This window comes from Geodermatophilus sp. SYSU D01106, from assembly GCF_054049995.1.
Map to the genome: position 1 here is coordinate 262,351 of NZ_JBJGYM010000002.1, position 23,914 is coordinate 286,264.

26 protein-coding genes are annotated in these 23,914 nt (G+C 76.2%); 13 read left to right on the forward strand and 13 right to left on the reverse strand.

Translation table 11 applies throughout. From position 1 onward, the window contains the following. Together ACI78R_RS03540 and ACI78R_RS03545 are read left to right on the forward strand one after the other, a co-directional pair. Positions 1–1,053, forward strand: a complete 1,053-nt coding sequence (locus ACI78R_RS03540; protein WP_457039691.1) for a metal ABC transporter permease — start codon at positions 1–3, stop codon at positions 1,051–1,053. Next, positions 1,050–1,469, forward strand: coding sequence for a Fur family transcriptional regulator (locus ACI78R_RS03545; protein ID WP_073419159.1), 420 nt, complete (start codon positions 1,050–1,052; stop codon positions 1,467–1,469). Before ACI78R_RS03540 ends, ACI78R_RS03545 begins: the two co-directional genes overlap by 4 nt. Here ACI78R_RS03545 and ACI78R_RS03550 read toward each other — a convergent pair. After that, the gene (locus tag ACI78R_RS03550) at positions 1,460–1,900 is read right to left on the reverse strand and encodes a MarR family winged helix-turn-helix transcriptional regulator (protein WP_457039692.1); all 441 of its coding nucleotides are present in this window, start codon (positions 1,898–1,900) and stop codon (positions 1,460–1,462) included. The two genes, ACI78R_RS03545 and ACI78R_RS03550, sit on opposite strands and share 10 nt — an antisense overlap. 72 nt (positions 1,901–1,972) lie before the next feature. Here ACI78R_RS03550 and ACI78R_RS03555 point away from each other — a divergent pair, with 72 nt between their 5' ends. After that, positions 1,973–2,629, forward strand: a complete 657-nt coding sequence (locus tag ACI78R_RS03555) for a maleylpyruvate isomerase family mycothiol-dependent enzyme (RefSeq protein WP_457039693.1) — start codon at positions 1,973–1,975, stop codon at positions 2,627–2,629. Then, complete coding sequence (locus ACI78R_RS03560) at positions 2,626–2,931, forward strand: hypothetical protein (RefSeq protein ID WP_073419157.1); 306 nt, start codon at positions 2,626–2,628, stop codon at positions 2,929–2,931. Before ACI78R_RS03555 ends, ACI78R_RS03560 begins: the two co-directional genes overlap by 4 nt. 15 nt (positions 2,932–2,946) lie before the next feature. Here the strand turns inward: ACI78R_RS03560 and ACI78R_RS03565 are convergent, their stop codons facing one another. From ACI78R_RS03565 to mrf, 3 genes are read right to left on the reverse strand one after another with little or no spacing between them, the layout of a single operon-like run. After that, complete coding sequence (locus tag ACI78R_RS03565) at positions 2,947–3,357, reverse strand: hypothetical protein (RefSeq protein ID WP_457039694.1); 411 nt, start codon at positions 3,355–3,357, stop codon at positions 2,947–2,949. Position 3,358: 1 nt separating this feature from the next. Next, entirely contained in the window at positions 3,359–3,610 is a 252-nt protein-coding gene (locus ACI78R_RS03570) for a type B 50S ribosomal protein L31 (protein WP_457039695.1), read from the reverse strand. Beyond that, the gene (gene mrf, locus ACI78R_RS03575) at positions 3,610–4,860 is read right to left on the reverse strand and encodes a ribosome hibernation factor-recruiting GTPase MRF (RefSeq protein ID WP_457039696.1); all 1,251 of its coding nucleotides are present in this window, start codon (positions 4,858–4,860) and stop codon (positions 3,610–3,612) included. Before mrf ends, ACI78R_RS03570 begins: the two co-directional genes overlap by 1 nt. Before the next feature lie 71 nt (positions 4,861–4,931). On the opposite strand from mrf, the gene rpmB reads away from it, so the two are divergent. The 8 genes from rpmB to ACI78R_RS03615 are packed head-to-tail and all read left to right on the forward strand — an operon-like array spanning position 4,932 to position 10,249. Beyond that, positions 4,932–5,198, forward strand: coding sequence for a 50S ribosomal protein L28 (gene rpmB, locus ACI78R_RS03580; RefSeq protein ID WP_457039697.1), 267 nt, complete (start codon positions 4,932–4,934; stop codon positions 5,196–5,198). Further along, positions 5,198–5,365 (forward strand): 50S ribosomal protein L33, encoded by a 168-nt coding sequence (gene rpmG, locus ACI78R_RS03585; RefSeq protein ID WP_457039698.1) that lies wholly within the window; start codon positions 5,198–5,200, stop codon positions 5,363–5,365. The genes rpmB and rpmG overlap by 1 nt, the downstream gene beginning before the upstream one ends. Position 5,366: 1 nt before the next feature. Then, entirely contained in the window at positions 5,367–5,669 is a 303-nt protein-coding gene (gene rpsN / locus ACI78R_RS03590) for a 30S ribosomal protein S14 (RefSeq protein ID WP_457039699.1), read from the forward strand. Continuing rightward, complete coding sequence (gene rpsR / locus ACI78R_RS03595) at positions 5,666–5,914, forward strand: 30S ribosomal protein S18 (RefSeq protein WP_457039700.1); 249 nt, start codon at positions 5,666–5,668, stop codon at positions 5,912–5,914. The genes rpsN and rpsR overlap by 4 nt, the downstream gene beginning before the upstream one ends. Before the next feature lie 44 nt (positions 5,915–5,958). Beyond that, on the forward strand, positions 5,959–6,294 hold the full coding sequence (locus ACI78R_RS03600; protein ID WP_457039701.1) for a DUF1490 family protein: 336 nt from the start codon (positions 5,959–5,961) through the stop codon (positions 6,292–6,294). Continuing rightward, complete coding sequence (locus tag ACI78R_RS03605; protein ID WP_457039702.1) at positions 6,294–8,453, forward strand: heavy metal translocating P-type ATPase; 2,160 nt, start codon at positions 6,294–6,296, stop codon at positions 8,451–8,453. Before ACI78R_RS03600 ends, ACI78R_RS03605 begins: the two co-directional genes overlap by 1 nt. 19 nt (positions 8,454–8,472) lie before the next feature. After that, the gene (locus ACI78R_RS03610) at positions 8,473–9,471 is read left to right on the forward strand and encodes a permease (RefSeq protein WP_457039703.1); all 999 of its coding nucleotides are present in this window, start codon (positions 8,473–8,475) and stop codon (positions 9,469–9,471) included. A gap of 10 nt (positions 9,472–9,481) precedes the next feature. Next, positions 9,482–10,249: a TIGR03943 family putative permease subunit gene (locus ACI78R_RS03615; RefSeq protein WP_457039704.1), complete on the forward strand. Its 768-nt coding sequence runs from the start codon at positions 9,482–9,484 to the stop codon at positions 10,247–10,249. Between the two features lie 10 nt (positions 10,250–10,259). Here ACI78R_RS03615 and ACI78R_RS03620 read toward each other — a convergent pair whose 3' ends face one another. The 9 genes from ACI78R_RS03620 to ACI78R_RS03660 form a co-directional block, all read right to left on the reverse strand. Further along, positions 10,260–11,042 (reverse strand): isocitrate lyase/PEP mutase family protein, encoded by a 783-nt coding sequence (locus tag ACI78R_RS03620; RefSeq protein WP_457039705.1) that lies wholly within the window; start codon positions 11,040–11,042, stop codon positions 10,260–10,262. Positions 11,043–11,115: 73 nt separating this feature from the next. After that, positions 11,116–11,598 carry a peptide deformylase gene (gene def, locus ACI78R_RS03625; protein WP_073419151.1) on the reverse strand — a complete coding sequence of 161 codons (483 nt, stop codon included), beginning with the start codon at positions 11,596–11,598 and terminating at the stop codon, positions 11,116–11,118. Beyond that, on the reverse strand, positions 11,595–12,731 hold the full coding sequence (proB, locus tag ACI78R_RS03630; RefSeq protein ID WP_336028703.1) for a glutamate 5-kinase: 1,137 nt from the start codon (positions 12,729–12,731) through the stop codon (positions 11,595–11,597). The genes def and proB overlap by 4 nt, the downstream gene beginning before the upstream one ends. Next, positions 12,728–14,221: a GTPase ObgE gene (obgE, locus tag ACI78R_RS03635; protein WP_457039706.1), complete on the reverse strand. Its 1,494-nt coding sequence runs from the start codon at positions 14,219–14,221 to the stop codon at positions 12,728–12,730. Before obgE ends, proB begins: the two co-directional genes overlap by 4 nt. Before the next feature lie 102 nt (positions 14,222–14,323). Beyond that, entirely contained in the window at positions 14,324–14,581 is a 258-nt protein-coding gene (rpmA, locus tag ACI78R_RS03640; protein WP_073419148.1) for a 50S ribosomal protein L27, read from the reverse strand. A gap of 7 nt (positions 14,582–14,588) precedes the next feature. Then, on the reverse strand, positions 14,589–14,900 hold the full coding sequence (gene rplU, locus ACI78R_RS03645) for a 50S ribosomal protein L21 (protein ID WP_073419147.1): 312 nt from the start codon (positions 14,898–14,900) through the stop codon (positions 14,589–14,591). A 191-nt stretch (positions 14,901–15,091) separates the two neighbouring features. Beyond that, on the reverse strand, positions 15,092–18,424 hold the full coding sequence (locus ACI78R_RS03650) for an Rne/Rng family ribonuclease (RefSeq protein WP_457039707.1): 3,333 nt from the start codon (positions 18,422–18,424) through the stop codon (positions 15,092–15,094). Between the two features lie 313 nt (positions 18,425–18,737). Then, complete coding sequence (locus ACI78R_RS03655) at positions 18,738–19,505, reverse strand: TIGR03936 family radical SAM-associated protein (protein WP_073419145.1); 768 nt, start codon at positions 19,503–19,505, stop codon at positions 18,738–18,740. A gap of 3 nt (positions 19,506–19,508) precedes the next feature. Next, the gene (locus ACI78R_RS03660) at positions 19,509–21,437 is read right to left on the reverse strand and encodes a TIGR03960 family B12-binding radical SAM protein (protein WP_457039708.1); all 1,929 of its coding nucleotides are present in this window, start codon (positions 21,435–21,437) and stop codon (positions 19,509–19,511) included. Between the two features lie 116 nt (positions 21,438–21,553). Between ACI78R_RS03660 and ACI78R_RS03665 the strand changes: the two genes are divergently transcribed. After that, positions 21,554–23,914, forward strand: a complete 2,361-nt coding sequence (locus tag ACI78R_RS03665; protein WP_457039709.1) for a putative bifunctional diguanylate cyclase/phosphodiesterase — start codon at positions 21,554–21,556, stop codon at positions 23,912–23,914.

A 23,914-nucleotide genomic window follows, 5' to 3' on the forward strand; every position in this document is an offset into this window, starting at 1 on the left:
GTGGAACTGCTCGAGTACGGCTTCATGCAGCGGGCGCTGCTGGCCTCGCTGATGGTCGGCCTGGTCGCGCCCGCCGTCGGCGTCTTCCTCGTCCAGCGGCGGCTGTCGCTGCTCGGCGACGGCCTCGGCCACGTCGCGCTCACCGGCGTCGGCGTCGGCGTGCTCACCTCCAGCGCCCCGGTGGGCACCGCCCTGGTGGCCGCCGTCCTCGGCGCGGTGCTCATCGAGCTGGTCCGCGCGCGCGGGCGCACCAGCGGCGACGTCGCCCTCGCCGTCCTCTTCTACGGCGGCATCGCCGGCGGCGTCGTCCTGCTGTCCCTGGCGCCGCGCGGGCAGGCCACCAACCTCGACGCCTACCTGTTCGGCGCCATCACCACGACCACGGCCGCCGACGTCGCGGTGTTCGGCGTGATCACCGTCGTCGTGCTGGGCGTGGTCTGGCTGCTCGGGCAGCGGCTGTACGCGGTGAGCGACGACGAGGAGTACGCCCGCGCCGTCGGGCTGCCGGTGCTGCCGCTCAACACGGTGCTCGCGGCGCTCGTGGCCTCGACGGTCGTGCTGTCGATGCGGGTCGTGGGCCTGCTGCTCATCAGCGCGCTGATGATCCTGCCGAGCGCCGTGGCCCAGCTGGTGGGTCGCAGCTTCCGCACCACGCTGTACCTGGCGTGCGCGATCGGCGTCGTCGTCAGCGTCTCCGGCACCGCCGGCTCGTACTACACGGGCACCCCCTCGGGCGGCACCATCGTGCTGCTGGCGATCGCGCTGTTCCTGGCCGTCACGGCCGCCGTCGCCCTCCGCGACGCGACGGCGCGGCGGCGGCACGGGCGTAGGGTCGTCGTCCACGCCGCCCACCCGCACGAGCACGGCACCGGCTGCGGGCACCGGGCGGTGCCGCACGGCGACCACGTGGACTACGACCACGACGGCCACCTGCACGCGCCGCACCGGACGGACAGCGGCGTGCACTACGACGAGCACACGGACGAGCACGACGACGAGCACACGGGCGACCCGGTCGGGACGCCCCCGGCGGGGAGGACGGAGCGCGCGTGAGCAGCCCGGAGACGACCGAGGCGCCCGCCCGCCGGCAGACGCGCCAGCGGACGGCGGTGCTCGCGCTGCTCGAGCAGCAGGACGGCTTCCGCAGCGCGCAGGACCTGCACGCCCTGCTCCGCGACCGCGGCGACGCCGTAGGCCTGGCCACCGTCTACCGCGCGCTGCAGGCCCTGGTCGACGACGGCCTGCTCGACGTGCTGCGGGGCGACGACGGCGAGGCGTCCTACCGGCGCTGCTCGCCGGTGCACCACCACCACCTGGTCTGCCGCTCGTGCGGGACGACGGTCGAGGTCGCCGACGCGCCCGTGGAGCGCTGGGCCGCCCGCGTGGCCGCCGAGCACGGGTTCACCGACGTCTCCCACCAGGTCGAGGTCTTCGGCACCTGCGCCGCCTGCCACGCCGCTCAGCGGTAGGGGTCGGTCACCTCGCGCAGCCGGGTGAGGGCCGCGCGCAGCTGCGCCGTCGTCTCCTCCCCCAGGTGGGCGGTCCACTCGGCCTCCACCCGCGCCTCCACCTCGCGGGCCAGGTTGATGACGGCCCAGCCGCGCTCGGCGATCTGGACCAGCCGGGCGCGCGCGTCGGTGGGGTCGGGCACGCGCCGCACGTAGCCGGCGCGCTCGAGCTGGTCGACGAGGTGGCCCGCCGTCTGCTTGGTCACCAGCGCCTGCTCGGCGAGGTCGGTCAGCCGCGTCCCCTGCGGGCCGATCCGCGCGGCGATGCGCCCCTGGGCGGCGGTGATGTCGTCGAACCCCTCCTCGGCCATCGCCGCGAGCAGCCGGGCCTCCATGGCCCGGTGCGGGTAGAAGCAGAGCAGGCCCAGGTTCTGGTGGTCGGGCTCGGTCACGGGACCCCTTGACGATGGTCAGATGTTCTGACTAGATGGTCAGGACATCGTACCGATCTCGCGGAGACCGCCATGGACACCGACGACGTCTGGCGCACGATCGACTCCGAGCGGGCGAGCCTCGCCGACCTGCTCGACGACCTCTCGCCCGCCGAGTGGGAGACGCCGTCGCTGTGCGGCGCCTGGCGGGTCCGCGACGTCGCCGCGCACCTCACGCTGGCGCAGATGGGCCCGTGGCCGGCGACGGTCGCCGCGATCCGCGCCGGGGGCAGCTTCGACCGGATGATCCGGGACACCGCGCTGCGCCTCGGGCCGCTGCCCGACCGGGAGTACGGCCGCCGGATCCGGGCGATGGTCGGCTCCCGCCGGCGGGCGCCGTTCGTCTCCCCCGTCGAGCCGCTCACCGACGTCCTCGTGCACGGCCAGGACATCGCGCTGCCGCTCGAGCGCACGCGGCCGGTCCCGCCGGCCGCCGCGGCCGTGTCGGCGCGGCGCGCCTGGGCGATGAGCTTCCCGTTCGGCGTGCGGAGGCGGCTGGCCGGCCTGCAGCTGCGGGCCACCGACAGCGACCTCGTGCTCGGCGAGGGCGCACCCGTCGAGGGCACGACCGGGGACCTGCTGCTGCTCGTCACGGGGCGCACCGCGACGGTGCACCGGCTCTCCGGGGAGGGCCTGCAGGGACTGCCGGCGGCGCAGGGCCGCCGGGAGGAGCCGAGGAGGGCGACATGACCCTGGGTGTGATCACGGACGTGTCCGCGCCGGTCGAGACCTACGACGCGGTCCACGCGGCGATGCTCGCGCGGATGGACCCGGCGACGACGGGGCTGCTGCTGCACCTGGCCCGCGCGACCGCGGACGGCTTCCAGGTGATCGACGTGTGGGAGTCGCGCGAGGCCTACGAGCGCGGGATCCGGGAGGTGGTCGGGCCGGTGTCCGCGGAGGTCCTGGGCGGCCGGGAGCTCCCGCCCACGACGGTGACCGAGTTCGAGGTCCGCGGCCTGGTGCTCCCCCGGGCCGGCGTCACCGTCTGAGCCCGGCCGCCCGCCTCAGCCGCCCAGGCGCATCGGCGGGCCGAGTCCCGCGACGGCGGGCACGAGCGGGACCGGGAGGCCGGCGTCGGGGTCCTCGTCCGGCGCCGGCCCTCCCGCACCGATCCAGCCGGCCAGCGCGTCGGCCCGCTCGCCCTCGTGGACGCCGGCGAGCCAGACGGTCCGCCCGGAGCACCCGCTCTCGCCGTCGCGGTGGGCGACCGCGCCCACCGCGGCCAACGCGCACGGGCCCAGACACCCGGCGGTCACCAGCACGGCGCCGCGGGTGCCGGCGACGGCCTCCCGCAGCGCCTCGACGGTGCCGGACGTGCCGGAGAGCTCGCGCAGCGCGGAGCAGCGGCGCCCCAGGCACAGGGCCAGGACCGGCCCGCCGGGGTCGGCGACGCGCTGCCGGACCGGGGCGGCCACGTCAGCCGCGCCCGCGGTCGCCGTAGCGGCGGCGGAACCGCTCGACCCGGCCGGCGGTGTCCAGCACCCGCTGGTTGCCGGTCCAGAACGGGTGCGAGGCCGCGCTGGTGTCGACGACGACCAGCGGCAGCACCTCGCCGTCGACCTCGACGGTGGCCGACGACGTGATCGTCGACCGGGTGCGCCAGGTGGTGCCGGTCGAGGCGTCGCGGAAGACGACGGTGCGGTACTCGGGGTGGATGCCGGGACGCATCAGGAGTGCTCCTCTCGGGTGGTGGCGTGCGTGCTGTCGTCGTCGGCCGGGGTGGACGCCTCACAGGGGTCCTCGTGCCAGCCGCCGAAGGGGTCGGGGAGGTCGCGCCAGCCGTCGGGGCCGAGCGCCAGCTCGTCGTCGGTCAGCTGCGCCGCGGCGAGCGCCGCGACGATCTCCTCGCCCGGCCGACGGTGCGTGAGCACGACGACCTCGGTGTGCCGGTCGCCGAACAGCGGGTGCCAGCGCAGCGCGGCAGCCACCCGCCGTTCGGCGTCGACCTCGTCCCAGGCGGGGTCGTCGAGCGCGGCGAGCCACGGCCCGGCGTCGGCCACGCGCAGCCCCTGGCCGGCCGACTCCAACCAGACCGCCCGGTCGTGCCGGGTGGCCAGCCACAGACGGCCGCGGGAGCAGACGACCCCGTCGAGGAGGACGTCGAGGGCGTCGTGGAGGCGGCCCGGGTGCAGGGGGCGGCGCGGCGCGATCCGCACCAGCCGCACGCCGGCGTCCTCGTGGAGCGGCGGCTGACCGGGCAGCAGCGGGTCGTGCGCGGAGGCGGTCCGGCCGCGCCGGGCGCCGTCCGGGACGGCCGCGAGCAGGACCTCCGGCGAGGTGTCCGCCCCCGCCCGCGGGACGCCGGGCACGAGGCGGTCGAGGACGGCGGCCAGCCGCAGCTCCTCCCACGGGCCGGCCGCCTCCCCCGCGACCAGCACCGCGTCGGCGAAGGCGACCTGGTCGACGGCGACCTGGGCGAGGGTGCGGTCGTCCTCCGCGGTGGCGGCGAGCCCGCGGTCGGCGAGTTCTTCCCCGCCCGTCGCGTCGTCGAGCCAGGTGGCGGCGTCAACCACCGCGAGGACGGTCTCGACCCGGACCGCGTCCCCGGCCGTTCCCGACCCGTCCTCCAGCACCACCTGCTCGATCGCCCAGCACAGGTGCTCGGGCTCGAGCGCCGGGTCGAGGTGGAGGACCACCCGGTCGACGTCGGGGCGACCGGCGAGGTCCCGCAGCAGCGGCAGCAGGTCCAGCCGCAGCGTGCACGACAGGCAGCCGTGGGCCAGCTCGAGCGCCGTCGTGGTCCCGCGCCCGGGGCCCGGGCCGAGGACGGTGCGGACCACGACCCCCTGACCGAGCTGCCCGACGTCGTGGTGCACCACGACCGTTCCCGGCCGGTCGAGCAGGGTCCGCACGGCGGTGGCCCCGAGGTGGCGGGACAGGGACGGCACCAGGACGACGGGGGTGCGGCGGTCGCTCATGTGACCACCCTAGCGCTAACGACAATCGTTCTCGTTAGTGTGTGCGCGTCCGCCCCTGACGAGAGGAACCCATGGCCACCTACTGCGAGGTGACCGGCCGTCGCCCCGGCTTCGGGAAGGCCGTGAGCCACTCCCACCGCCGCACGCCGCGCCGGTTCGACCCGAACCTGCAGTCCAGGCGCTTCTTCCTCCCCAGCGAGAACCGCTGGATCCGCCTGACTGTGTCCGCCAAGGGCATCAGGACGATCGACGCCCGCGGCATCGAGTCGGTGGTCGCACGGATCCGCGCCACCGACCCGGACGCACGCCGGCGCCTCGGCTCGGGGAGGCGCGGCTGATGGCCCGCGCCACCGACGTCCGCCCCGTCGTGCGCCTGAAGAGCACCGCCGGCACCGGCTACACGTACGTGACCCGCAAGAACCGCCGCAACGACCCCGACCGCCTGGTCCTGCGGAAGTACGACCCGGTCGTGCGGCGGCACGTCGACTTCCGCGAGGAGCGCTGACATGGCCAAGACGTCGAAGAGGGTCGCCGACCGGCGGCGGCGCGAGGTGGTCGCCCGGTACGCCGCGCGGCGCGCGGAGCTCAAGGAGGCGGCCCGGACGGCTCCCACCCAGGATGAGCGCGACGCCGCCCGCATGGCCCTGCAGCGGCTCCCCCGGGACGCCAGCCCGACCCGGCTGCGCAACCGCGACGTGGTCGACGGCCGCCCGCGCGGGCACCTGCGCGACTTCGGCCTGTCCCGCGTGCGGTTCCGCGCGATGGCGCACGCCGGTGAGCTCCCGGGCATCCGGAAGTCCAGCTGGTGAGCCCGCAGCGCCGCACCCGGTCGCGCCGGCCCCGCCGGATCGACGGGCCGGTCTCCTACCGCGACGTCGAGCTGCTGCGGACGTTCCTGTCCGACCGGGGGAAGATCCGCGCCCGCCGGGTCACCGGCCTGTCCGCCCAGCAGCAGCGGCGCGTCGCGCGGGCCGTCGCGACGGCGCGGGAGATGGCCCTCCTCCCGTACCCGTCGTCGGGACGCAGCCGAGTCGCCGAGGGCGGGGACCCGTAGGCTCCCGCGATAACGATTGTCGTTAGCGATACACGGGAGGCCGGATGTCCGAGCACGGGAGCACGACGAACAGGCGCACCGGGGGCACCGGCGGCGGTACCGCCCACCTGCTCCGCAAGGCCGCCGGCACCGTCGGCACCGGCGTCGTGGGCGTGCTCGTCGTCCGGGCCGCCGAGCGCGGTGAGCCGGGCAGCCTCCCGCGCAGGGCCGCCGTCGCGCTGACCCGCTGGGGCATCGTCGGCTCGCGGCGGGCGAACGCGGCGGTCGAGCGGATGCGGCTGTCGGCCGGCGACGTGCGGGCGGAGGCCTACGCCGGGCTCGGCGAGCAGGTGCCCCCGCCGGCCGACCGCTCCGCGGACGGCCACGACCACAGCCACTGATGCCGGCCACGGTCGTCGCCGACGCGGCGGGCCGGCTGCGGCTGTCCGCGCCGGCGCTCACCGGGTCCCCCGCCCGGGCGGTGCTCGCCGAGGAGGTCCTCGACGACGTCGCCGGTGTGCTGGCGGTGCACGCCTTCCCGGTCACCGGGCACGTCGTCGTGTGGCTGTCCGACGACGCCGACCGGGCGGCGGTCCTGGCCGCGGTCGACGCGGCCGGGCAGCGGCCGGCCGACGCAGAGGTGTCGCGCGAGCCCCGGTCGGCCGACGTCGCCAACGCCGAACTGGTACGCATCGTCGTCGGCGGGGCCGCGCTGGTCCTGCTCGGCGTCCGCCGCTACGGCCTGCGCCGCCCGCCGGTGCTGTCCGGTCGCAGCCGGCTGGCCGTCACCGCCCTCACCGTCTTCACCGGCTACCCCTTCGCGAAGGGGGCGGTGGGGACCCTGACCGGGCGGCGGACCGCCGGCACGGACGCACTGGTCACCGCGGCGACCTTCGCCAGCCTGCTGCTGCGGGAGAACGTCGTCGCGCTGACGGTGCTGTGGCTGCTCAACATCGGCGAGTGGCTGCAGACGCTCACCCTGCGCCGCACCCGCCGGGCGATCTCCGACCTGCTCGCCGGCAGCGAGACCACCGCGTGGGTCCGCCAGGACGACGGCAGCGAGCTGCAGGTGGACCTGCGGCGGCTGCGCGTGGGCGACCTCGTCGTCCTGCACGAGCAGGTCACCGTGCCCGTCGACGGCGAGGTCGTCGAGGGCGAGGGCGTCGTCGACCAGGCCGCCCTCACCGGCGAGCCGCTGCCGGTCGCCGTCGCGCCGGGCGCCCGGGTGCACGCCGGCTCGGTCACCCTCCGCGGGCGGATCGTGGTGCGCGCGTCGGCCACCGGCTCCGACACCGCGATCGGGCGGATCATCGCCCGCGTCGAGGAGGCGCAGGACGACCAGGCGCCGATCCAGACCGTCGCCGAGAACTTCTCCCGCCGGTTCGTGCCCGCCTCCTTCGCGCTGGCCGGCCTCACCTGGCTGGTCACCGGCGACGTGCGCCGGGCGATGACCATGCTGCTCATCGCCTGCCCGTGCGCGGTCGGGCTGTCCACCCCCACGGCTGTCAGCGCCGCCATCGGCAACGGGGCCTCCCGCGGCGTGCTCGTCAAGGGCGGCGCCCACCTCGAGGCGGCCGGCCGGGTCGACGCCGTCGTCTTCGACAAGACCGGGACGCTGACGGTCGGGCGCCCCGTCGTCACCAACGTCGTCTCCTTCTCCCCCGCCTGGGAGCCCGAGCAGGTGCTCGGGTACGCGGCGAGCTCCGAGATCCACTCCCGGCACCCGCTGGCCCAGGCGGTGATCCGCTCCACCGAGGAGCGGCACGTGTTCATCCCGCCGCACGAGGAGTGCGAGGTGCTGCTCGGCCTCGGCATGCGCACCCAGGCCGACGGCCGCGTTCTGCTCCTCGGCAGCGAGGCGCTCATGGCCGCCGAGGGCGTCGCGGTCGGCCCCGAGGCGCTGACCTGGCTGGCCGACCTGCGGGCGGCCACCGAGACCCCGCTGCTGCTGGCCGTCGACGGCGAGCTGGTCGGGCTGGTCAGCCTGCGCGACGAGATCCGCGCGGAGTCGCCCGAGGTGCTGTCCGCGCTGCGCGCCTCCGGGGTCCGCCGGATCGTGATGCTCACCGGCGACCACGCCGTCACCGCAGCCGCCGTGGCCGGCGAGCTCGGCATCGACGAGTGGCGCGCCGAGGTGCTGCCCGAGCACAAGCAGGACGTGGTGACGGCGCTGCAGGCCGAGGGGCACACGGTGGCGATGGTCGGCGACGGCACCAACGACGCCCCGGCGCTGGCCGCCGCCGACATCGGCGTCGCCATGGGCGTCGCGGGCACCGACGTCGCCGTGGAGACCGCCGACGTCGCCCTGGTCGGCGACGACCTGCGGCGCCTGCTGGACCTGCGCGACCTCGGCGACCGCACGCTGCGCGTGGTGCGCCAGAACTACGGCGTCTCCATCGCCGTCAACGGCGTGGGCCTGCTCGTCGGGGCCGGCGGCGCGCTGTCCCCCGTCCTGGCCGCGGTGCTGCACAACGCCTCGTCGGTGGCCGTGGCGCTCAACTCCGCGCGGCTGGTGCGCACCCGCGGCGTGCCGCGCGGCACCGGCCCCTCCGCGGGCTGACCGGGCAGGATCGCCGTTCGTGACCGGCCCGACCACCACCGCGGAGGCGCCCGCCGCGCCGCCGCGGCGCCGGCTGCTGCCCACCGACGTCCTGGTCGCCGCCTGCCTGGCCATCGTGGCGGTGCGGTTCCTCGCGCCCGGGGCGTTCACCGCGCCGGCGCTGCAGGCGTGGTCCACGGTGTTCGTCGCCGTCTGCCTGCAGGCGCTGCCCTTCCTGGTGCTCGGCGTGCTGCTGTCGGCGGCGATCACCGCGTTCGTGCCGGCCGACTTCTTCGAGCGGGCCATGCCGCGGCGCGCCGGGCTGGCGGTGCCGGTGGCGGGGCTCAGCGGCGCGGTGCTGCCCGGCTGCGAGTGCGCGGCGGTTCCGGTGGCCGGCAGCCTCGTCCGGCGCGGGGTCGCCCCGGCCGCCGCGCTGGCGTTCCTGCTGTCGGCGCCGGCGATCAACCCCGTCGTCCTCGTGGCGACGGCGGTCGCCTTCCCCGACGAGCCGTGGATGGCCCCGGCCCGCTTCGCCGCCTCGCTGGCGGTCGCCCTGGTCATGGGCTGGCTGTGGGCGCGGTTCGGCCGCGGCGAGTGGCTGCGGCTGCCCGCCCGCGCCGGCGCCCCCGCGGGCACGCCCCGGTCCGCGGTGTTCCGGGAGGCGGCGCAGCACGACCTGGTGCACGCCGGCGGCTACCTCGTCGTCGGCGGCCTCACCGCGGCCACCCTCAACGTCGCCGTCCCCCGCGAGTGGCTGCACTCGGTGGCCGGCTCGGCGGTGCTGTCGGTGCTCGTGCTCGCGGTCCTCGCGGTGCTGCTGGCCGTCTGCTCGGAGGCCGACGCGTTCGTGGCGGCGAGCCTGACGTCGTTCAGCCTGACCTCGCGGCTGGTGTTCCTCGTCGTCGGCCCGGTCGTCGACGTCAAGCTGGTCGCCCTGCAGTCGGGGACCTTCGGCCGGCGGTTCGCGCTGCGCTTCGCGCCGGCGACGTTCGCGGTCGCCGTGCTCGCGGCGCTGGCCGTCGCCTGGGTCGTGTGGTGAGGAGCCGGCCGTGGACCGCCTGACCGCCTCGCTGGTGCTGCTGCTGCTCGGCGGCGTGACGCTGCGGGTGTCGCTCACCGACGCGTACCTCGCCTACGTGCAGGCCGGCTTCCGGCCGTTCCTGCTCGCCGCCGCGGCCGTCCTGCTCGTGCTCGGCGTGATCGGGGCGGTCCGGGAGCGGCCCGGCCGCGCCCTGGGGACGGACGACCACGGGCACGACCAGGCTCACGACCACGACCACGACCACGGGCACGACCACGGGCACGGCCACGCGCACGGCCCCCGGGTGGCCTGGCTGATGCTGGCCCCGGTCGCCGTGCTGCTGCTCGTGGCGCCGCCCGCGCTCGGGTCCTTCACCGCCGCCCGGCAGCCGCAGCAGGTGGTGGCCGAGCAGCCGGTCGCGGTGGGTATCGGACCCGACGACCCCGGCGAGGACTTCCGGACCCTGCCGCTGTCGGCCTACGCCATCCGCGCCGTCGCGGAGGACACGTCGGCGTTCGAGGGCCGGCGCGTGCGGCTCACCGGCTTCGTCACCCCGCGGGAGGGCGGCGGCTGGTACGTCACCCGCATCGCCATCCAGTGCTGCGCCGCCGACGCCGTCGCCCACACCGTCGTGGTCGACGGCCCGCGGGGTGACCTCGCGGCCGACCAGTGGGTCGACGTCGTCGGCACCTGGGCGCCGCCGGTCCCCCACCCCACCCGCGGCTGGCCCGAGCCGGTCATCGCCCCGGAGTCGGTGACCCCGGTCGACCCGCCGGCCGACACCTACGCGGACTGACCGCCCGGCCTCAGTTGAGCGCGCGGGTGCCGGGCGGCAGCACCCCGCCGCCGACCATGTCGTCGACGGCGTCCTGCAGCGCGGTGAGCGCCACGCGCTGGGTGAACGGGCCGGTGGAGACGCGGGCGACGCCGAGCTCCTGCATCTCGCGGGCCGGCAGCGCGGCACCGGGCGGGCTGATCAGCGTCAGCTTGTTCCGGCCGAGCCCCTCGACCACCTGCGCGATCTCGTCGCGGTCGACCAGCCGCGGCACGAAGACCACCGGCGCGCCGGCCTCGAGGAACGCCCTCCCGCGGCGGATCGCCTCGGCCACCAGCTCGCCGCGGTCGGCGCCCTCGGCGGCCTCCAGGAACACGTCGGTGCGGGCGTTGAGCACGAAGTCGATGCCGGCGTCGCGCCCGGCGCGGACCACCGCCTCCACGGCGGCGACGGCGTCGTCGATCGGCCTCATCTGGTCCTCGAGGTTGCCCCCGACGACGCCCTTCTCCATCGCCCGGCGCGCGGTCTCGCCGGCGTCGCCGTAGCCGGCCTCCATGTCCATGCTCACCGGCAGGTCCACGGCGGCGGTGATCCGGCCGACCATGTCCAGGTGCAGGTCGAGCGGGATGTTCTCGCCGTCCTCGTAGCCGAAGGTCGCGGCGATCCCGTGGCTGGCGGTGGCGAGGGCGCGCACCCCCTCGGTGGCGGCGACCACCTGCGCGGAGACGACGTCCCACACGTTGGTGAGGACCAGGATCTCCGGGGCGGTGTGCAGGTCGAGGAGGGTGCGGGCGCGGGTCGCGAGGTCGGTCACGAGACCTGACCGTACGGCCTCGTCCAGAGGCTCGCCCCGAGCCTGCGAGGGGTGAGGAGGACGAGGTCCTTCATCAACGGTCGCGCAGCGCCCGCAGGGCCGCCTTGCGGGCGTCCCCGGTGAGCCGGTCGAGGAACACCTTCCCGTCGAGGTGGTCGACCTCGTGCTGCAGGCAGCGCGCCATGAGGCCCGAGCCGGACAGCCGCAGCGGCTCGCCGTGCACGTCGAACCCCTCGACGACGGCGTGCATCGCCCGCACCGTGGGCGCCCAGATGCCCGGGATCGACAGGCAGCCCTCGTCGCCGTCCTGGGTCTCCTCCGACAGCTCGACGACCCGCGGGTTGACCAGGTGGCCGATCTCGCCGTCGACGTTGTAGCTGAACACCCGCGCGCTCACACCGATCTGCGGCGCGGCCAGCCCGGCGCGGCCGGGGTGGTCGACGGTCTGCTCGAGGTCGCGGACCAGGGCGGCCAGTTCCCGGTCGAAGGCCCGCACCTCGTCGGCGGGGGTGCGGAGCACGGGGTCACCGAGCTCGCGGATGGGGCGGATCGTCACCCGGGCAGTCTCCCAGCCGCCCGCGGGCGCCCGACCAGCACCATCTCGTCGCGGTGCACCACCTCGCGGCGGTACTCCGGGTCGAGGTCGGGCGTGCGCCGGCCGAGCAGGCCGGGCAGCTCGCGGGCGTCGTAGGCGACCAGCCCGCGGGCGACGACGGCGCCGTCGGGGCCGACCAGCTCCACCGGGTCGTCGGCGAGGAAGTCGCCGTCCACCCCGGTGATCCCGGCGGCCAGCAGCGACGCCGACCGCTCGCGCACCGCGCGCACCGCGCCGTCGTCGAGCACCAGGCGCCCGCGGGGGCGGCTGGCGTAGCGCAGCCAGAACTGGCGGCCCGACGGGCGGCGGCCCGAGGGCTCGAACAGCGTGCCCACCCGCTCCCCCGCCAGCGCGGCGGCGGCCTGCGGCGTGGAGGTGACGACGACGGGCACGCCGGCGCCGGACGCGATGAACGCGGCCTCCACCTTGGTCGCCATGCCGCCGGTGCCCACGCCGTTGCGGCGGGCGGTGCCGAGGGTGACCGCGGCGAGGTCGGCCGGCCCGGTCACCCGGTCGACCAGCTGCGCCGGGCCGGTGCGCGGGTCGCCGTCGTAGACGCCGTCGACGTCGGAGAGCAGCACCAGCGCGTCCGCGGCGGCCACGTGCGCGACGAGCGCGGCGAGGCGGTCGTTGTCGCCGAAGCGGATCTCCTCGGTGGCGACCGTGTCGTTCTCGTTGACGATCGGCAGCGCTCCGAGGGTGAGCAGCCGCTCCAGCGTCTGGCGGGCGTTGCGGTAGTGGCCGCGCCGGGTGAGGTCGTCGGCGGTCAGCAGCACCTGGCCGACGGTGATGCCGTGCCGGTCGAAGGCGTCGGCGTAGGTCTGCACCAGCCGCAGCTGCCCGACGCTGGCCGCCGCCTGGGCGGTCGCGAGGTCGCGCGGGCGGCCCTCCACGCCGAGCGGCGCGAGTCCCGCGGCGATCGCGCCGGAGGACACGAGCACGACCTCGCGGCCCTGCGCCCGCACGGCGGCGAGGACGTCGACCAGCGCGGTCAGCCGGGCCGGGTCGAGCCCGCCGGGCAGCGTGGTGAGCGAGGAGGAGCCGACCTTGACGACGACCCGGCCCGCCCCGGCGATCCCCGGGCGGGCGGTCACGCGTCGTCCTCGCCGGTCGGGTCGTCGGCAGGCAGCTCCTCGTCGGTCCAGGTGTCGGTGACCTCGTAGGGCACCCGGCGGGCCTTCTTGGCCGCCAGCCGCTCGGCGGCGCGCACGCGGTGCGGGGCGTCGATGCGGCTGTCGGTGCCGCGGCCGCCGAGGCCCGCGGTCTCCTCCGCCAGCGGCGTGCCGGCGGGCAGGCTCGGCTGGAAGTCGAAGGCGACGTCGCCGATGACGACGGTGTCGCCCTCCTGCGCACCGAGGCGGGTGAGCTCCTCCTCCACGCCGAGCCGGTTGAGCCGGTCCGCGAGGTAGCCCACGGCCTCGTCGTTGCTGAAGTCGGTCTGGCGCACCCAGCGCTCGGGCTTGGCGCCGCGGACGACGAAGGTGTCCTCGTCCTCGGCCGTGACGGTGAAGCCGGAGTCGTCGACGGCGCGCGGCACGATCGTCACCCGCGCGGGCTCCGGCGCCGGCAGCGCGGCCCGGTACTCCTCGACGGCGGCGGCCAGGGCGTAGCCGAGCGCGTCGAGGCCCTCACCCGTCGCGGCGCTGACCGGGAAGACCCGCAGCCCGCGCGCCTCCAGCGCCGGGCGCACCAGGTCGACCAGCTCCCGCCCGTCGGGGACGTCGATCTTGTTGAGGACGGCGACCCGCAGCCGGCCGACGAGGTCCAGCTCGTCGCCGCCGTACTCCGCGAGCTCCCGGGTGAGCGCGTCGATGTCGGTCTCGGGGTCGCGGCCGGGCTCGAGGGTGGCCATGTCGACCACGTGCACCAGCACCGCGCAGCGCTCGACGTGCCGGAGGAACTGCAGGCCGAGGCCCTTGCCGGTGGCCGCGCCGGGGATCAGCCCGGGGACGTCGGCCATCGTGAAGACGGTGTCGCCCGCCCGCACGACGCCGAGGTTGGGCACCAGCGTGGTGAACGGGTAGTCGGCGATCTTCGGCCGCGCCGCGGACATGGCGGCGATCAGCGAGGACTTGCCGGCCGAGGGGAACCCGACCAGCCCGACGTCGGCGACGCTCTTGAGCTCCAGCACGGCGTCGAAGGCCTCGCCCGGCTCGCCGAGCAAGGCGAAGCCCGGCGCCTTGCGGCGGGGGTTGGCCAGCGCCGCGTTACCGAGGCCGCCCTTGCCGCCCTGCGCCAGCACGACCCGGGTGCCGGCGCCCACCAGGTCGGCGACCACCTCGCCGCCGACGCTGACCACGGTGCCCTCGGGGACGCGCAGCACGCGCTCCTCGCCGTTGGCGCCGTGCCGGTGGCTGCCGGCGCCGGGGCGGCCGTTGCCGGCCTTCTGGTGCGGGCGGTGGTGGAAGTCCAGGAGGGTGTGGACGTTGGGGTCCACCTCGAGGACGACGTCGCCCCCGTTGCCCCCGTTGCCGCCGTCGGGGCCGCCGAGGGGCTTGTACTTCTCGCGGTGCACGGACGCGACGCCGTGACCGCCGTTGCCCGCGGCGACGTGCACGACGACGCGGTCGACGAACGCGGCCATCTCTGCTCTACCTGCTCACTGCCTGCTCAACGCCGACGAGCGCACGGGCCGGACGGCCCGTGCGCTCGTGGCGGTACGGAGATCTGGTCCCGAGCCTGCGGCTCAGGCGTCGACCGTCGTGATCGAGACGGTCTTGCGGCCACGGCTGGTGCCGAAGGTGACCGCGCCCGGGGTCAGGGCGAACAGCGTGTCGTCGCCGCCACGGCCGACGCCGAGACCCGGGTGGAAGTGGGTGCCGCGCTGGCGCACGATGATCTCGCCGGCCTTGACGACCTGGCCGCCGAAGCGCTTCACGCCGAGGCGCTGGGCGTTCGAGTCGCGGCCGTTGCGGGAGGACGAGGCGCCCTTCTTGTGTGCCATGTCGTCGTCAGCCCTTCGTGATGTCGCGGACGACCACGTCGGTCAGCGGCTGACGGTGGCCCTGACGCTTGTGGTAGCCCGTCTTGTTCTTGAACTTGTGGATGCGGATCTTCGGGCCCTTGCCGTGCCCGACGATCTCGCCGGTCACGGTCACGCCGGCCAGCGCCTGCGCGTCGCTGGTGACGGTGTCGCCGTCGACCAGGAGCAGGGCCGGGAGGGTGACGGAGTCGCCCGCCTCACCCGCGAGACGGTTGACCGTGAACCGGTCGCCCACGGCCACCTTGTGCTGCCGGCCACCGGCCTTCACGACTGCGTACACCACTGAACTCCTCGATCGCTGCTGTCTGTCCCGCGATGCGTCCTGGGCGCACCCCGGCGCGGGCACCGGGTGCTGGACGGGCCGCACCGCCTCCTCGGCCCCGGGAGGGAGCCCGGTCCGGGGCGGTGCAACCCGACCAGCGTACCCGAGCGCCCGGGACCGGGTCGAACGCGGCCCCGGGCGCCCGGAGGTCAGCTGGCGGGCGGGCCCGCCGGGCGGCTGGCGGCCCGGCGCCGGCGCGGGCGGGCGGGCGGGACGGCCGCGTCCTCGGCGCCGGCGGCGTCGCCGGTGCCGTTCCCCGCGACGCCGTCGGCGGGCACCGGCTCGTCGTCCCCGGGACCCGCGTCGTCCGGACCGGCGCCCGGGGGCACGTCCTCGTCCGCGGCCGCGGCGGTCTCCGGCTCGGGCTCGGCCGCGGCGGGCTCGGGCTCGGTCACCTCGGCCCCCGGGACCTCGGTGCCGAACTGCACCGTGACGTCGACCTCGGCCGGCCCGGCGACCGCGTCGGCCGCGGGCAGCTCCGGGGTGGTCTCGTCGGGGACGGTGACCTCGGTGGCGACGTCGGCGGGCGTCGGGTCCTGGGCCGGGGCGTCCTCGGTGGCGGCGTCCTCGGCCGGCGCGACGTCCTGGGCGGCGTCGGCGGCGGTGTCCTCGGCAGCGGTGTCCCCGGCAGCACTGTTCGCTGCCGCGTCCGCAACGGCGGTGTCCCCGGACGCCGTGTCGCCCCCGGCGGCCGCGGCGAGCACGGCGGCGTCCTCGGCGGCGCGCTCCTCACCGGACTGGCCGCGGTTGCGGCGTCCCCGGTTGCGGCGGCCGCCCGAGCGCTGCCCCTCCCCCGGGCCGTTGCCGGCGCCGGACCCGTCGCCGGAGCCGTCGGCGTCCGTCGCGGCCTGCTCGGCCGAGGCGGTCTCGGTGCGCTCGGTCTCCTTGCGCTCGGCGTCCTTGCGCTGGTCACCGCGCTGGTCGCGCCGGCCGTTGCCGCCGTTGCCCCCACCGGAGCCGCCGGAGCCGGAGCCGCCGCGGCGCTTGTCGTCCACCGGGTCGGTGTGCACGAGGACCCCGCGGCCGCGGCAGTGCTCGCACGGCTCGGAGAACACCTCGAGCAGGCCCTGGCCGACGCGCTTGCGGGTCATCTGGACCAGGCCCAGCGAGGTCACCTCGGCCACCTGGTGCTTGGTGCGGTCGCGGCCCAGGCACTCGGTGAGCCGGCGCAGCACCAGGTCGCGGTTGCTCTCGAGCACCATGTCGATGAAGTCGATGACGATGATGCCGCCGATGTCGCGCAGCCGGAGCTGGCGGACGATCTCCTCGGCCGCCTCCATGTTGTTGCGCGTGACGGTCTGCTCGAGGTTGCCGCCGGAGCCGGTGAACTTGCCGGTGTTGACGTCGACGACGGTCATCGCCTCGGTGCGGTCGATGACCAGCGAGCCGCCCGAGGGCAGCCACACCTTGCGGTCGAGCGCCTTGGCCAGCTGCTCGTCGACGCGCAGGTCGCGGAAGACGTCGCCCTCGCCGGTGTGCCGGGTCAGCCGACCGGTCAGCTCCGGGGAGACGTGCGCGACGTAGGCCTCGACGGTGTCCCACGCGTCGTCGCCCTGGACGACGAGCTCGGTGAAGTCCTCGTTGAAGACGTCGCGGATCACCCGGATGGCGAGGTCGGGCTCGCCGTAGAGCAGCGCCGGGGCGTTGCTCGTCGACTGCGACTTCTGCTGGATGACCTCCCACTGCGCCTGCAGCCGGGCGACGTCGCGGGTGAGCTCCTCCTCCGAGGCACCCTCCGCGGCGGTCCGGATGATCACGCCGGCGTCCTCGGGGACGATCTTCTTGAGGATGTCCTTGAGCCGCTGCCGCTCGGTGTCGGGCAGCTTGCGGCTGATCCCGGTCATCGACCCGCCGGGCACGTAGACGAGGAACCGGCCGGGCAGGTTGACCTGCTGGGTCAGCCGGGCGCCCTTGTGGCCGATCGGGTCCTTGGTGACCTGCACCAGCACCTTGTCGCCGGACTTGAGCGCCTGCTCGATGGAGCGCTGCTTGCCGGTCAGGCCGGCGGCGTCCCAGTTGACCTCACCGGCGTACAGGACGGCGTTGCGCCCCTTGCCGATGTCGACGAACGCCGCCTCCATGCTGGGCAGCACGTTCTGCACCCGGCCGAGGTAGACGTTGCCGGCGAAGGACGTCGCCTGCGCCTGGGTGACGTAGTGCTCCACGAGCACGCCGTCCTCGAGGACGGCGATCTGGGTGCGCTCGCCGCGCTGGCGGATGACCATGCGGCGCTCCACCGCCTCGCGGCGGGCGAGGAACTCGGCCTCGGTGAGGATCGGCGCGCGGCGGCGCCCGCTGTCACGGCCCTCCCGGCGGCGCTGGCGCTTGGCCTCGAGCCGGGTGGAGCCGGTGACCCCGCGGACGTCGTCGTCGCTGGTCGCGCGGCCGTTGCGGCCGGCGCGCTCGGGACGGTCGTCGTCGTCCTCGGCCGCCGCCTCGCCCGCGGGCTCCCCGCCACGGCGGCGGCGACGGCGGCGGCGCCGGGTGGTCGAGCCGCCCTCGGCCTCGTCGCCCTCGGCGTCGTCTCCGGTGTCGGCGTCGTCGTCGGTGTCCTCGGCGTCCTCGTCGGCGGCGCGCTCGCCGCCGCGCTCGCCGCTGCGCCCGGCGTCCTCGTCGACGTCGGCGTCGTCGCGGTCGGCCTCGTCGGCGGCGTCCTCGCCGCTGCGGCCCCGGCCGCGGCCCCGGCGGCCCCGGCGACGGCGGCGGCTGCTCCCGCCGGCCTCCTCGCGGTCGCCGTCCTCGGCGTCGTCGCGGTCGACCTCGTCGTCGGCGTCGTCGTCCCGGCCGGTGTCCCGGCCGGTGTCGGAGGTGTCCTCGAGCGGGGCCTCCTCGGCGGGCGCCTCGGCGTCCGCGGCGGCGCGGCGGCGGGAGCGGCCGCGGCGGGAGCGCGGCGCGGGCGCGTCCTCGTCGTCCGCGGCGGGCGCGGGGACGTCGTCGAGGCCCTCGAGCTCCTCGACGTCGGGCGACTCGGGCAGCGGCCGGCGGCTGCGGCGGCGCGGAGCGGGCGCGACCTCGGGCTCGAGCGGTGCCACGAAGCTGACGAAGGCCGGCCGCGGCGGTGCCGGCGGCGGGGGTGCGGCCTCGACGCTGCCGGGGTCGGCGGCGCCGGCGGGGCGGGTGGCCCGGCGGCGGGGTCGGGCGATGACGGCGGTGGGCTCCGGGGAGCTGAACTGGGCGCCGAAGCGGGGGCCGACCGGCTCCTCGTCCTCGGCCTCGTCGGCGGGATCCTCAGCAGTGGCCTCAGCAGGGGCCTCAGCAGGGGCCTCGACGGGAGGCGCCTCCGCGACGGGCGCCTCCTCGGCGGGGGCCTCCCCGGCGGAGGCCTCGGCCCCCGGCTCCGGGAGCGGCTCGCCGACGCTCTCTCCGGTCGCCGCCTCCCCGGTGAGGACCTCCGCGGCCGCGGCGTCGCCGGGTGGGAGGTCGGGGGTGCCGCTGCCGGCTCCCCCGGGCGTGGTGGTGGTGTCGTCGTCCTGGTCGGCCACGAGGGCTCGCCTCCTGTGTGGTGCTCCCGGGCGCCGGTCCCCGGCGGGGACAGGCGGCCGCGCAGGAGCACGGGTTGGGCGGGCCGGGCGGCCGCACTGGGTACGGCGGGCTCGCCCGGCCTGCGAAGTCTGTGGGTCGGTCCCGGGTCGGCGGTCGCCGCGGCCGGGGCCGGACTGCAGGTGGTGCGGACTGCAGGTGGTGCGGTGGTCTGGGTGGTGCGGTGGTGCCGGTGGTCTCGGGTGGTACCGGTCGGGGTGCGGCACGTCTGGCAGCCGTGTCGCGCGACGGCGGGTGGCTCCCGGGCTGCTCCGGTCAGACCGCGGCGTGCTCCCCCTGGCAGCGGGTGCGCGCCTCTCGGTCGGGACCGAGCGGATCGGCCACGGTCCCGCTGCCGTCGAGCCGGCCCTGCGCCTCACGCACGGCCCGTGGGGGCGACGGCGGGCGCAGGTCGGCGACGGCAGCCAGAGCGGCCACCACGTCGTCGGGTCGAACGGCGGGCGTCACCTGCCGGACGACCACGTGCAGTATGGCACGCCCTGCCGCACCGCCCACGGACGCCGACGCCACGGGGCCCCGCGCATCGACGTCGCGCAGGCCGTTCTTCGTGCGCTTGGCCACGGTCACCTCGTCGCGGGCGAGGAACTCCGCGACCACCGCCGACAGGTGCTCGGGCTCTATCCCGGGCAGCTCGATGCTCCACCGCGCCGCGTCGATCCGGTCGGCCAATGACCCGCCGCCCTCGGCCGCCTCGACGCACTCGAGGACGTCGATGCCCGGCGGCAGCGAGGCGTCCAGCGCCGCGCGGACCTCCTCCGGGTCGCGCCGCTCGGCCAGCCCGATCTCCAGGTACTCGGCCTCGCTGGCCGCCCCGGTGGGCGCCGCCCCGACGTAGCTGATCTTCGGGTGCGGGGTGAAGCCGGCCGAGTACGCCATGGGCACCCGCGACCGGCGCAGCGCCCGCTCGAGCGCGCGGGCGAGGTCGCGGTGGGAGGCGAAGCGCAGCGGGCCGCGCTTGGCGTAGCGCAGCCGCAGCTTCTGGACCGTGGGCGGCGGAGGCGGGCCCTCCGGCGAGCGGGCCACCCGTCAGCGCCCGACGACGGTGAGCGGCAGCAGGCTGCGCCCGGTGGGGCCGATCTGGATCTCGGTGCCCATGGTCGGGCAGACGCCGCAGTCGTAGCAGGGGGTCCACCGGCAGTCGGCGACCTCCTCCTCCGAGAGCGCCTCCTGCCAGTCGTCCCAGAGCCACTCCTTGTCCAGCCCCGAGTCCAGGTGGTCCCAGGGCAGGACCTCGTGCTGGGTGCGCTCGCGGGTGGTGAACCAGTCGAGGTCGACGCCGAACGCGGCCAGCTCCTCGGCCGCGGCGGCCGTCCACCGCTCGTAGGAGAAGTGCTCGCTCCAGCCGTCGAAGCGGCCGCCCTCGCGCCACACCCGCTCGATGACCCGCCCGACGCGGCGGTCGCCGCGGGAGAGGAGTCCCTCGATCACGCCGGGCTTGCCGTCGTGGTAGCGCAGGCCGATGGAGCGGCCGATGCGGCGGTCGGCGTTGATGGCCTGCCGCAGCACCCGCAGCCGGTGGTCGATCGTCTCGGCGCTGGCCTGCGCGGCCCACTGGAACGGGGTGTGCGGCTTGGGCACGAACCCGCCGATCGAGACGGTGCAGCGGATGTCCCTGCGCCCGCTGGCCTCGCGGCCGGCGCGGATGACCTCGACGGCGAGCTCGGCGATCTCGAGCACGTCCTCGTCGGTCTCCGTGGGGAGGCCGCACATGAAGTACAGCTTCACCTGCGTCCAGCCGTTGGCGTACGCGGTGGTGACCGTGCGGACCAGGTCCTCCTTGGACACGGTCTTGTTGATCACCCGGCGGATCCGCTCGCTGCCGCCCTCGGGGGCGAAGGTGAGCCCCGACCGGCGGCCGTTGCGGGACAGCTCGTTGGCGAGGGTGACGTTGAAGGCGTCGACGCGGGTGGAGGGCAGCGACAGGCCGGTGTTGGTGCCCTCGTAGCGGTCGGCGAGCTCCTTGGCCACCTGCGCGATCTCGGAGTGGTCGGCGCTCGACAGCGAGAGCAGCCCGACCTCCTCGTACCCGGTGGCGCGCAGCCCCTGGTCGACCATCGAGCCGATGCCGGTGATCGTCCGCTCGCGCACCGGGCGGGTGATCATCCCGGCCTGGCAGAACCGGCAGCCGCGCGTGCAGCCGCGGAAGATCTCCACGCTCATCCGCTCGTGCACGCTCTCGGCCAGCGGCACCAGCGGCGTCTTCGGGTAGGGCCACTCGTCGAGGTCCATGACGGTGCGCTTGCCGACCCGGGCGGGCACGTCGTCGCGGGTGGGGGTCACCGCGGCGATCGCGCCGTCGGGGCCGTAGGAGACGGCGTAGAAGCGCGGCACGTACACGCCGTCGACGCGGGAGAGGCGCGCGAGGAGCTCCTCGCGGCCGCCCGGGCGGCCCTGCTCCTTCCACGCCGCCACCACGTAGGTGACGTCGCCGACGACCTGCTCGCCGTCGCCGAGGACGGCGCAGTCGACGAAGTCGGCGACCGGCTCCGGGTTGAACGCCGCGTGCCCGCCGGCGACGACGACGGGGTGCGTCTCGTCGCGGTCGACCGCGTGCAGCGGGACGCCGGCGAGGTCGAGGGCCTCGAGGAGGTTGGTGTAGCCGAGCTCGGTGGCGAAGCTGACGCCGAGGACGTCGAAGTCCCGCACCGGGCGGTGCGCGTCGACGGTGAACTGGCCGACGCCGTGCTCGCGCATGAGGGCGGCGAGGTCGGGCCAGACGGCGTACGTGCGCTCGGCCAGCGCATCGGGGCGCTCGTTGAGCACCTCGTAGAGGATCATGAGCCCCTGGTTGGGCAGCCCCACCTCGTAGGCGTCGGGGTACATCAGCGCCCAGTGCACGGCGACGTCGTCCCAGGCCTTGACCTGGGCGTTCAGCTCACCGCCCACGTACTGGATGGGCTTCTGCACCTGGGCCAGCAGGGGCTCGAGACGGGGGTAGAGGCTCTCTCCGCTCATGACCGGTCCAGGGTAGACGCCGTCCCGCCCGGTTCCGACCGCCTCCATCAGGAGGCGCCGATGCGTGATCGTCTCTACACTGACGGTGACCAGCGGGGGCGGTTCCGAGGGGGAGCATGACCCAGCCGGCCGGGACCACCGGTACGCAGCCCGACGCCGAGGGCGTCGCTCCGACCCGACCCCGCGGCTGGGCGCGGGCGGTCCTCCCCGCGCTCCCGCACGGCCGCGCGATGCCGGCCGAGCAGTGGGACGCTCACCACGCCTTCGTCCTGCGCGCGCTGGCCGTCCTGGTCGCCGCGGTGCCGGTCTACGCGCTGCTGCGGGGCACCGGGCCGGGGCCGGCGGTGCTGGCCACCGCTCCCCTGCTGGCGCTCGCCTCCGTCGCCCGGCTGCCCTCGCTGCACCGCAGCACCCGCGCCGCCGCCGCCGCCCTCGGGCTCATGGCCACCGCCGCGGTGGTGGTGTACCTGTCCGACGGCGCCACCGAGGCGCACTTCCTGTTCTTCGCGCTGCTGCCGCTGGCCGCGCTGTACGCCGCGCGGGCGCCGTTCCTGCTCGCCGTCGGCTTCGTCGCGGCGCACCACCTCCTGCTCGGCACCCTCGTGCCGCACGCCGTCTTCTCGCACTCCGCCGCGCCGCTGCCGATGGCCGCCCTGCACGCCGGGTTCGTCCTGCTGGAGAGCTGGGCCTGCCTGGCGGCGTGGCGCCGCTTCGACGACCGGCGCGAGCAGATCGAGCAGGTGGTCGCCGAGCGCACCGGCGAGCTGCGGGCGCAGCGCGACGAGCTGGCCCGGCTGGCCGCCGTCGTGCAGTCGACCGATGACGCCGTCGTGACCACCACGGTCGACGGGACGATCACCAGCTGGAACCCCGGCGCGGAGCGGCTGTACGGCTGGCGGGCCGAGGAGGTGCTCGGCCGGCACGCCTCGCTGCTGTCCGGCGGCGCCGCGCTGCCTGCCGACATGACGACGCTGCCGCCCGGCGCCCAGGAGCGGGTGCACCGCCGCCGCGACGGCTCGGTGTTCGACGCCCTGGTGACCTTCTCCCTCATCCGCGGCGAGGACGGCCGGCCCACCGGCGTCGCCGGCATCAGCCGCGACATCACCGGGACCAAGCGCCGCGAGGCCGAGGCCCGCGCCGCCGCCCGGCAGCTGGAGGCGCAGGCCGGCGAGCTCGCCCGCCGCGCGCTGCACGACCCGCTCACGGGGCTGGCCAACCGCGCGCTCATGCAGGACCGGCTCGAGCACGCCCTCGCCGACCGGCGGGTGCGCCGGCACGCGGTGCTGCTGCTCGACCTCGACGACTTCAAGGCGGTCAACGACGAGTGCGGCCACGAGGCCGGCGACGCGGTGCTGGTCGCGGTGGCCCGGCGGCTGGAGTCGCACGTGCGCCCGGCCGACACCGTGGCCCGCCTCGGCGGCGACGAGTTCGTGGTGCTCATGGAGGACGTCGAGGGCCGCCGCGACGTCGTCACCGTGGCCGAGCGGCTGCTCGGGGCGCTGCGCGAGCCGGTGCCGTGGGGCGACGAGCGGTTCACCGTCGGCGGCAGCGTCGGCGTCACCCTCACCGACCCGACCGACCGCCGCGGCATGGACGACCTGCTGCGCGACGCCGACCTCGCGATGTACGTGGCGAAGTCCGGCGGCAAGAACCGGGTGCGGGTGTTCGAGCGGGGCATGCGCGAGGAGGTCGCCGCGCAGGACGAGCTGGTGCGCGACCTGCGCGCCGCCGTCGACGGCGGGGAGCTGCGGGTGCTCTACCAGCCGCAGGTGGACCTGCGCACCGGCGCGGTCACCGGCGTGGAGGCGCTCGCGCGCTGGCAGTCGGGCAGCCGCGGCCTGGTCGAGCCGGCGGGGTTCATCCCGGTCGCGGAGGCCACCGGCGTCATCGACGCGATCGACGACTGGGTGATCGGCCAGGCCTGCGGCCAGCTGCGCGCCTGGGACGACGCGGGCCTGCCCGAGCTGCGGATGGCGGTCAACGTGTCGCCGCGGCGGCTGGCCACCGGAGACCTCGCCGTCACGCTGGCCGCGGCCACCCGCGCCTCCGGGGTCGCCCCGTCCCGGCTGGAGATCGAGGTGCCCGAGGCGGTGGCGTCCGGGCCCGACGCCGCGGCCGGCATCCGCGACGTCCGGGCGCTCGGCGTGCACGTGGCGATCGACGACTTCGGCACCGGCTCCTCCTCACTGGCCCGGCTGCAGGACCTGCCGCTGGACCGGCTGAAGATCGACTCGTCGTCGGTGGCGCTGCTCGCGGCGGGCCAGGCGGCCGGCTCGCTGGCCGACGCCGTCATCGCGCTGGGCAACAGCCTGGGCCTGCAGGTGGTGGCCGAGGGCGTCGAGCAGCCCGGCCAGCTCGCCGCGCTGCGGTCGCTGGGCTGCGACGCCGCCCAGGGGCACCTGTTCGGCTCGCCGGTGCCGGCGTCCGCCGTGGAGCACATGGTGCGCTCGGGCCGCCCGCTCATCGCCGTGGCGTGA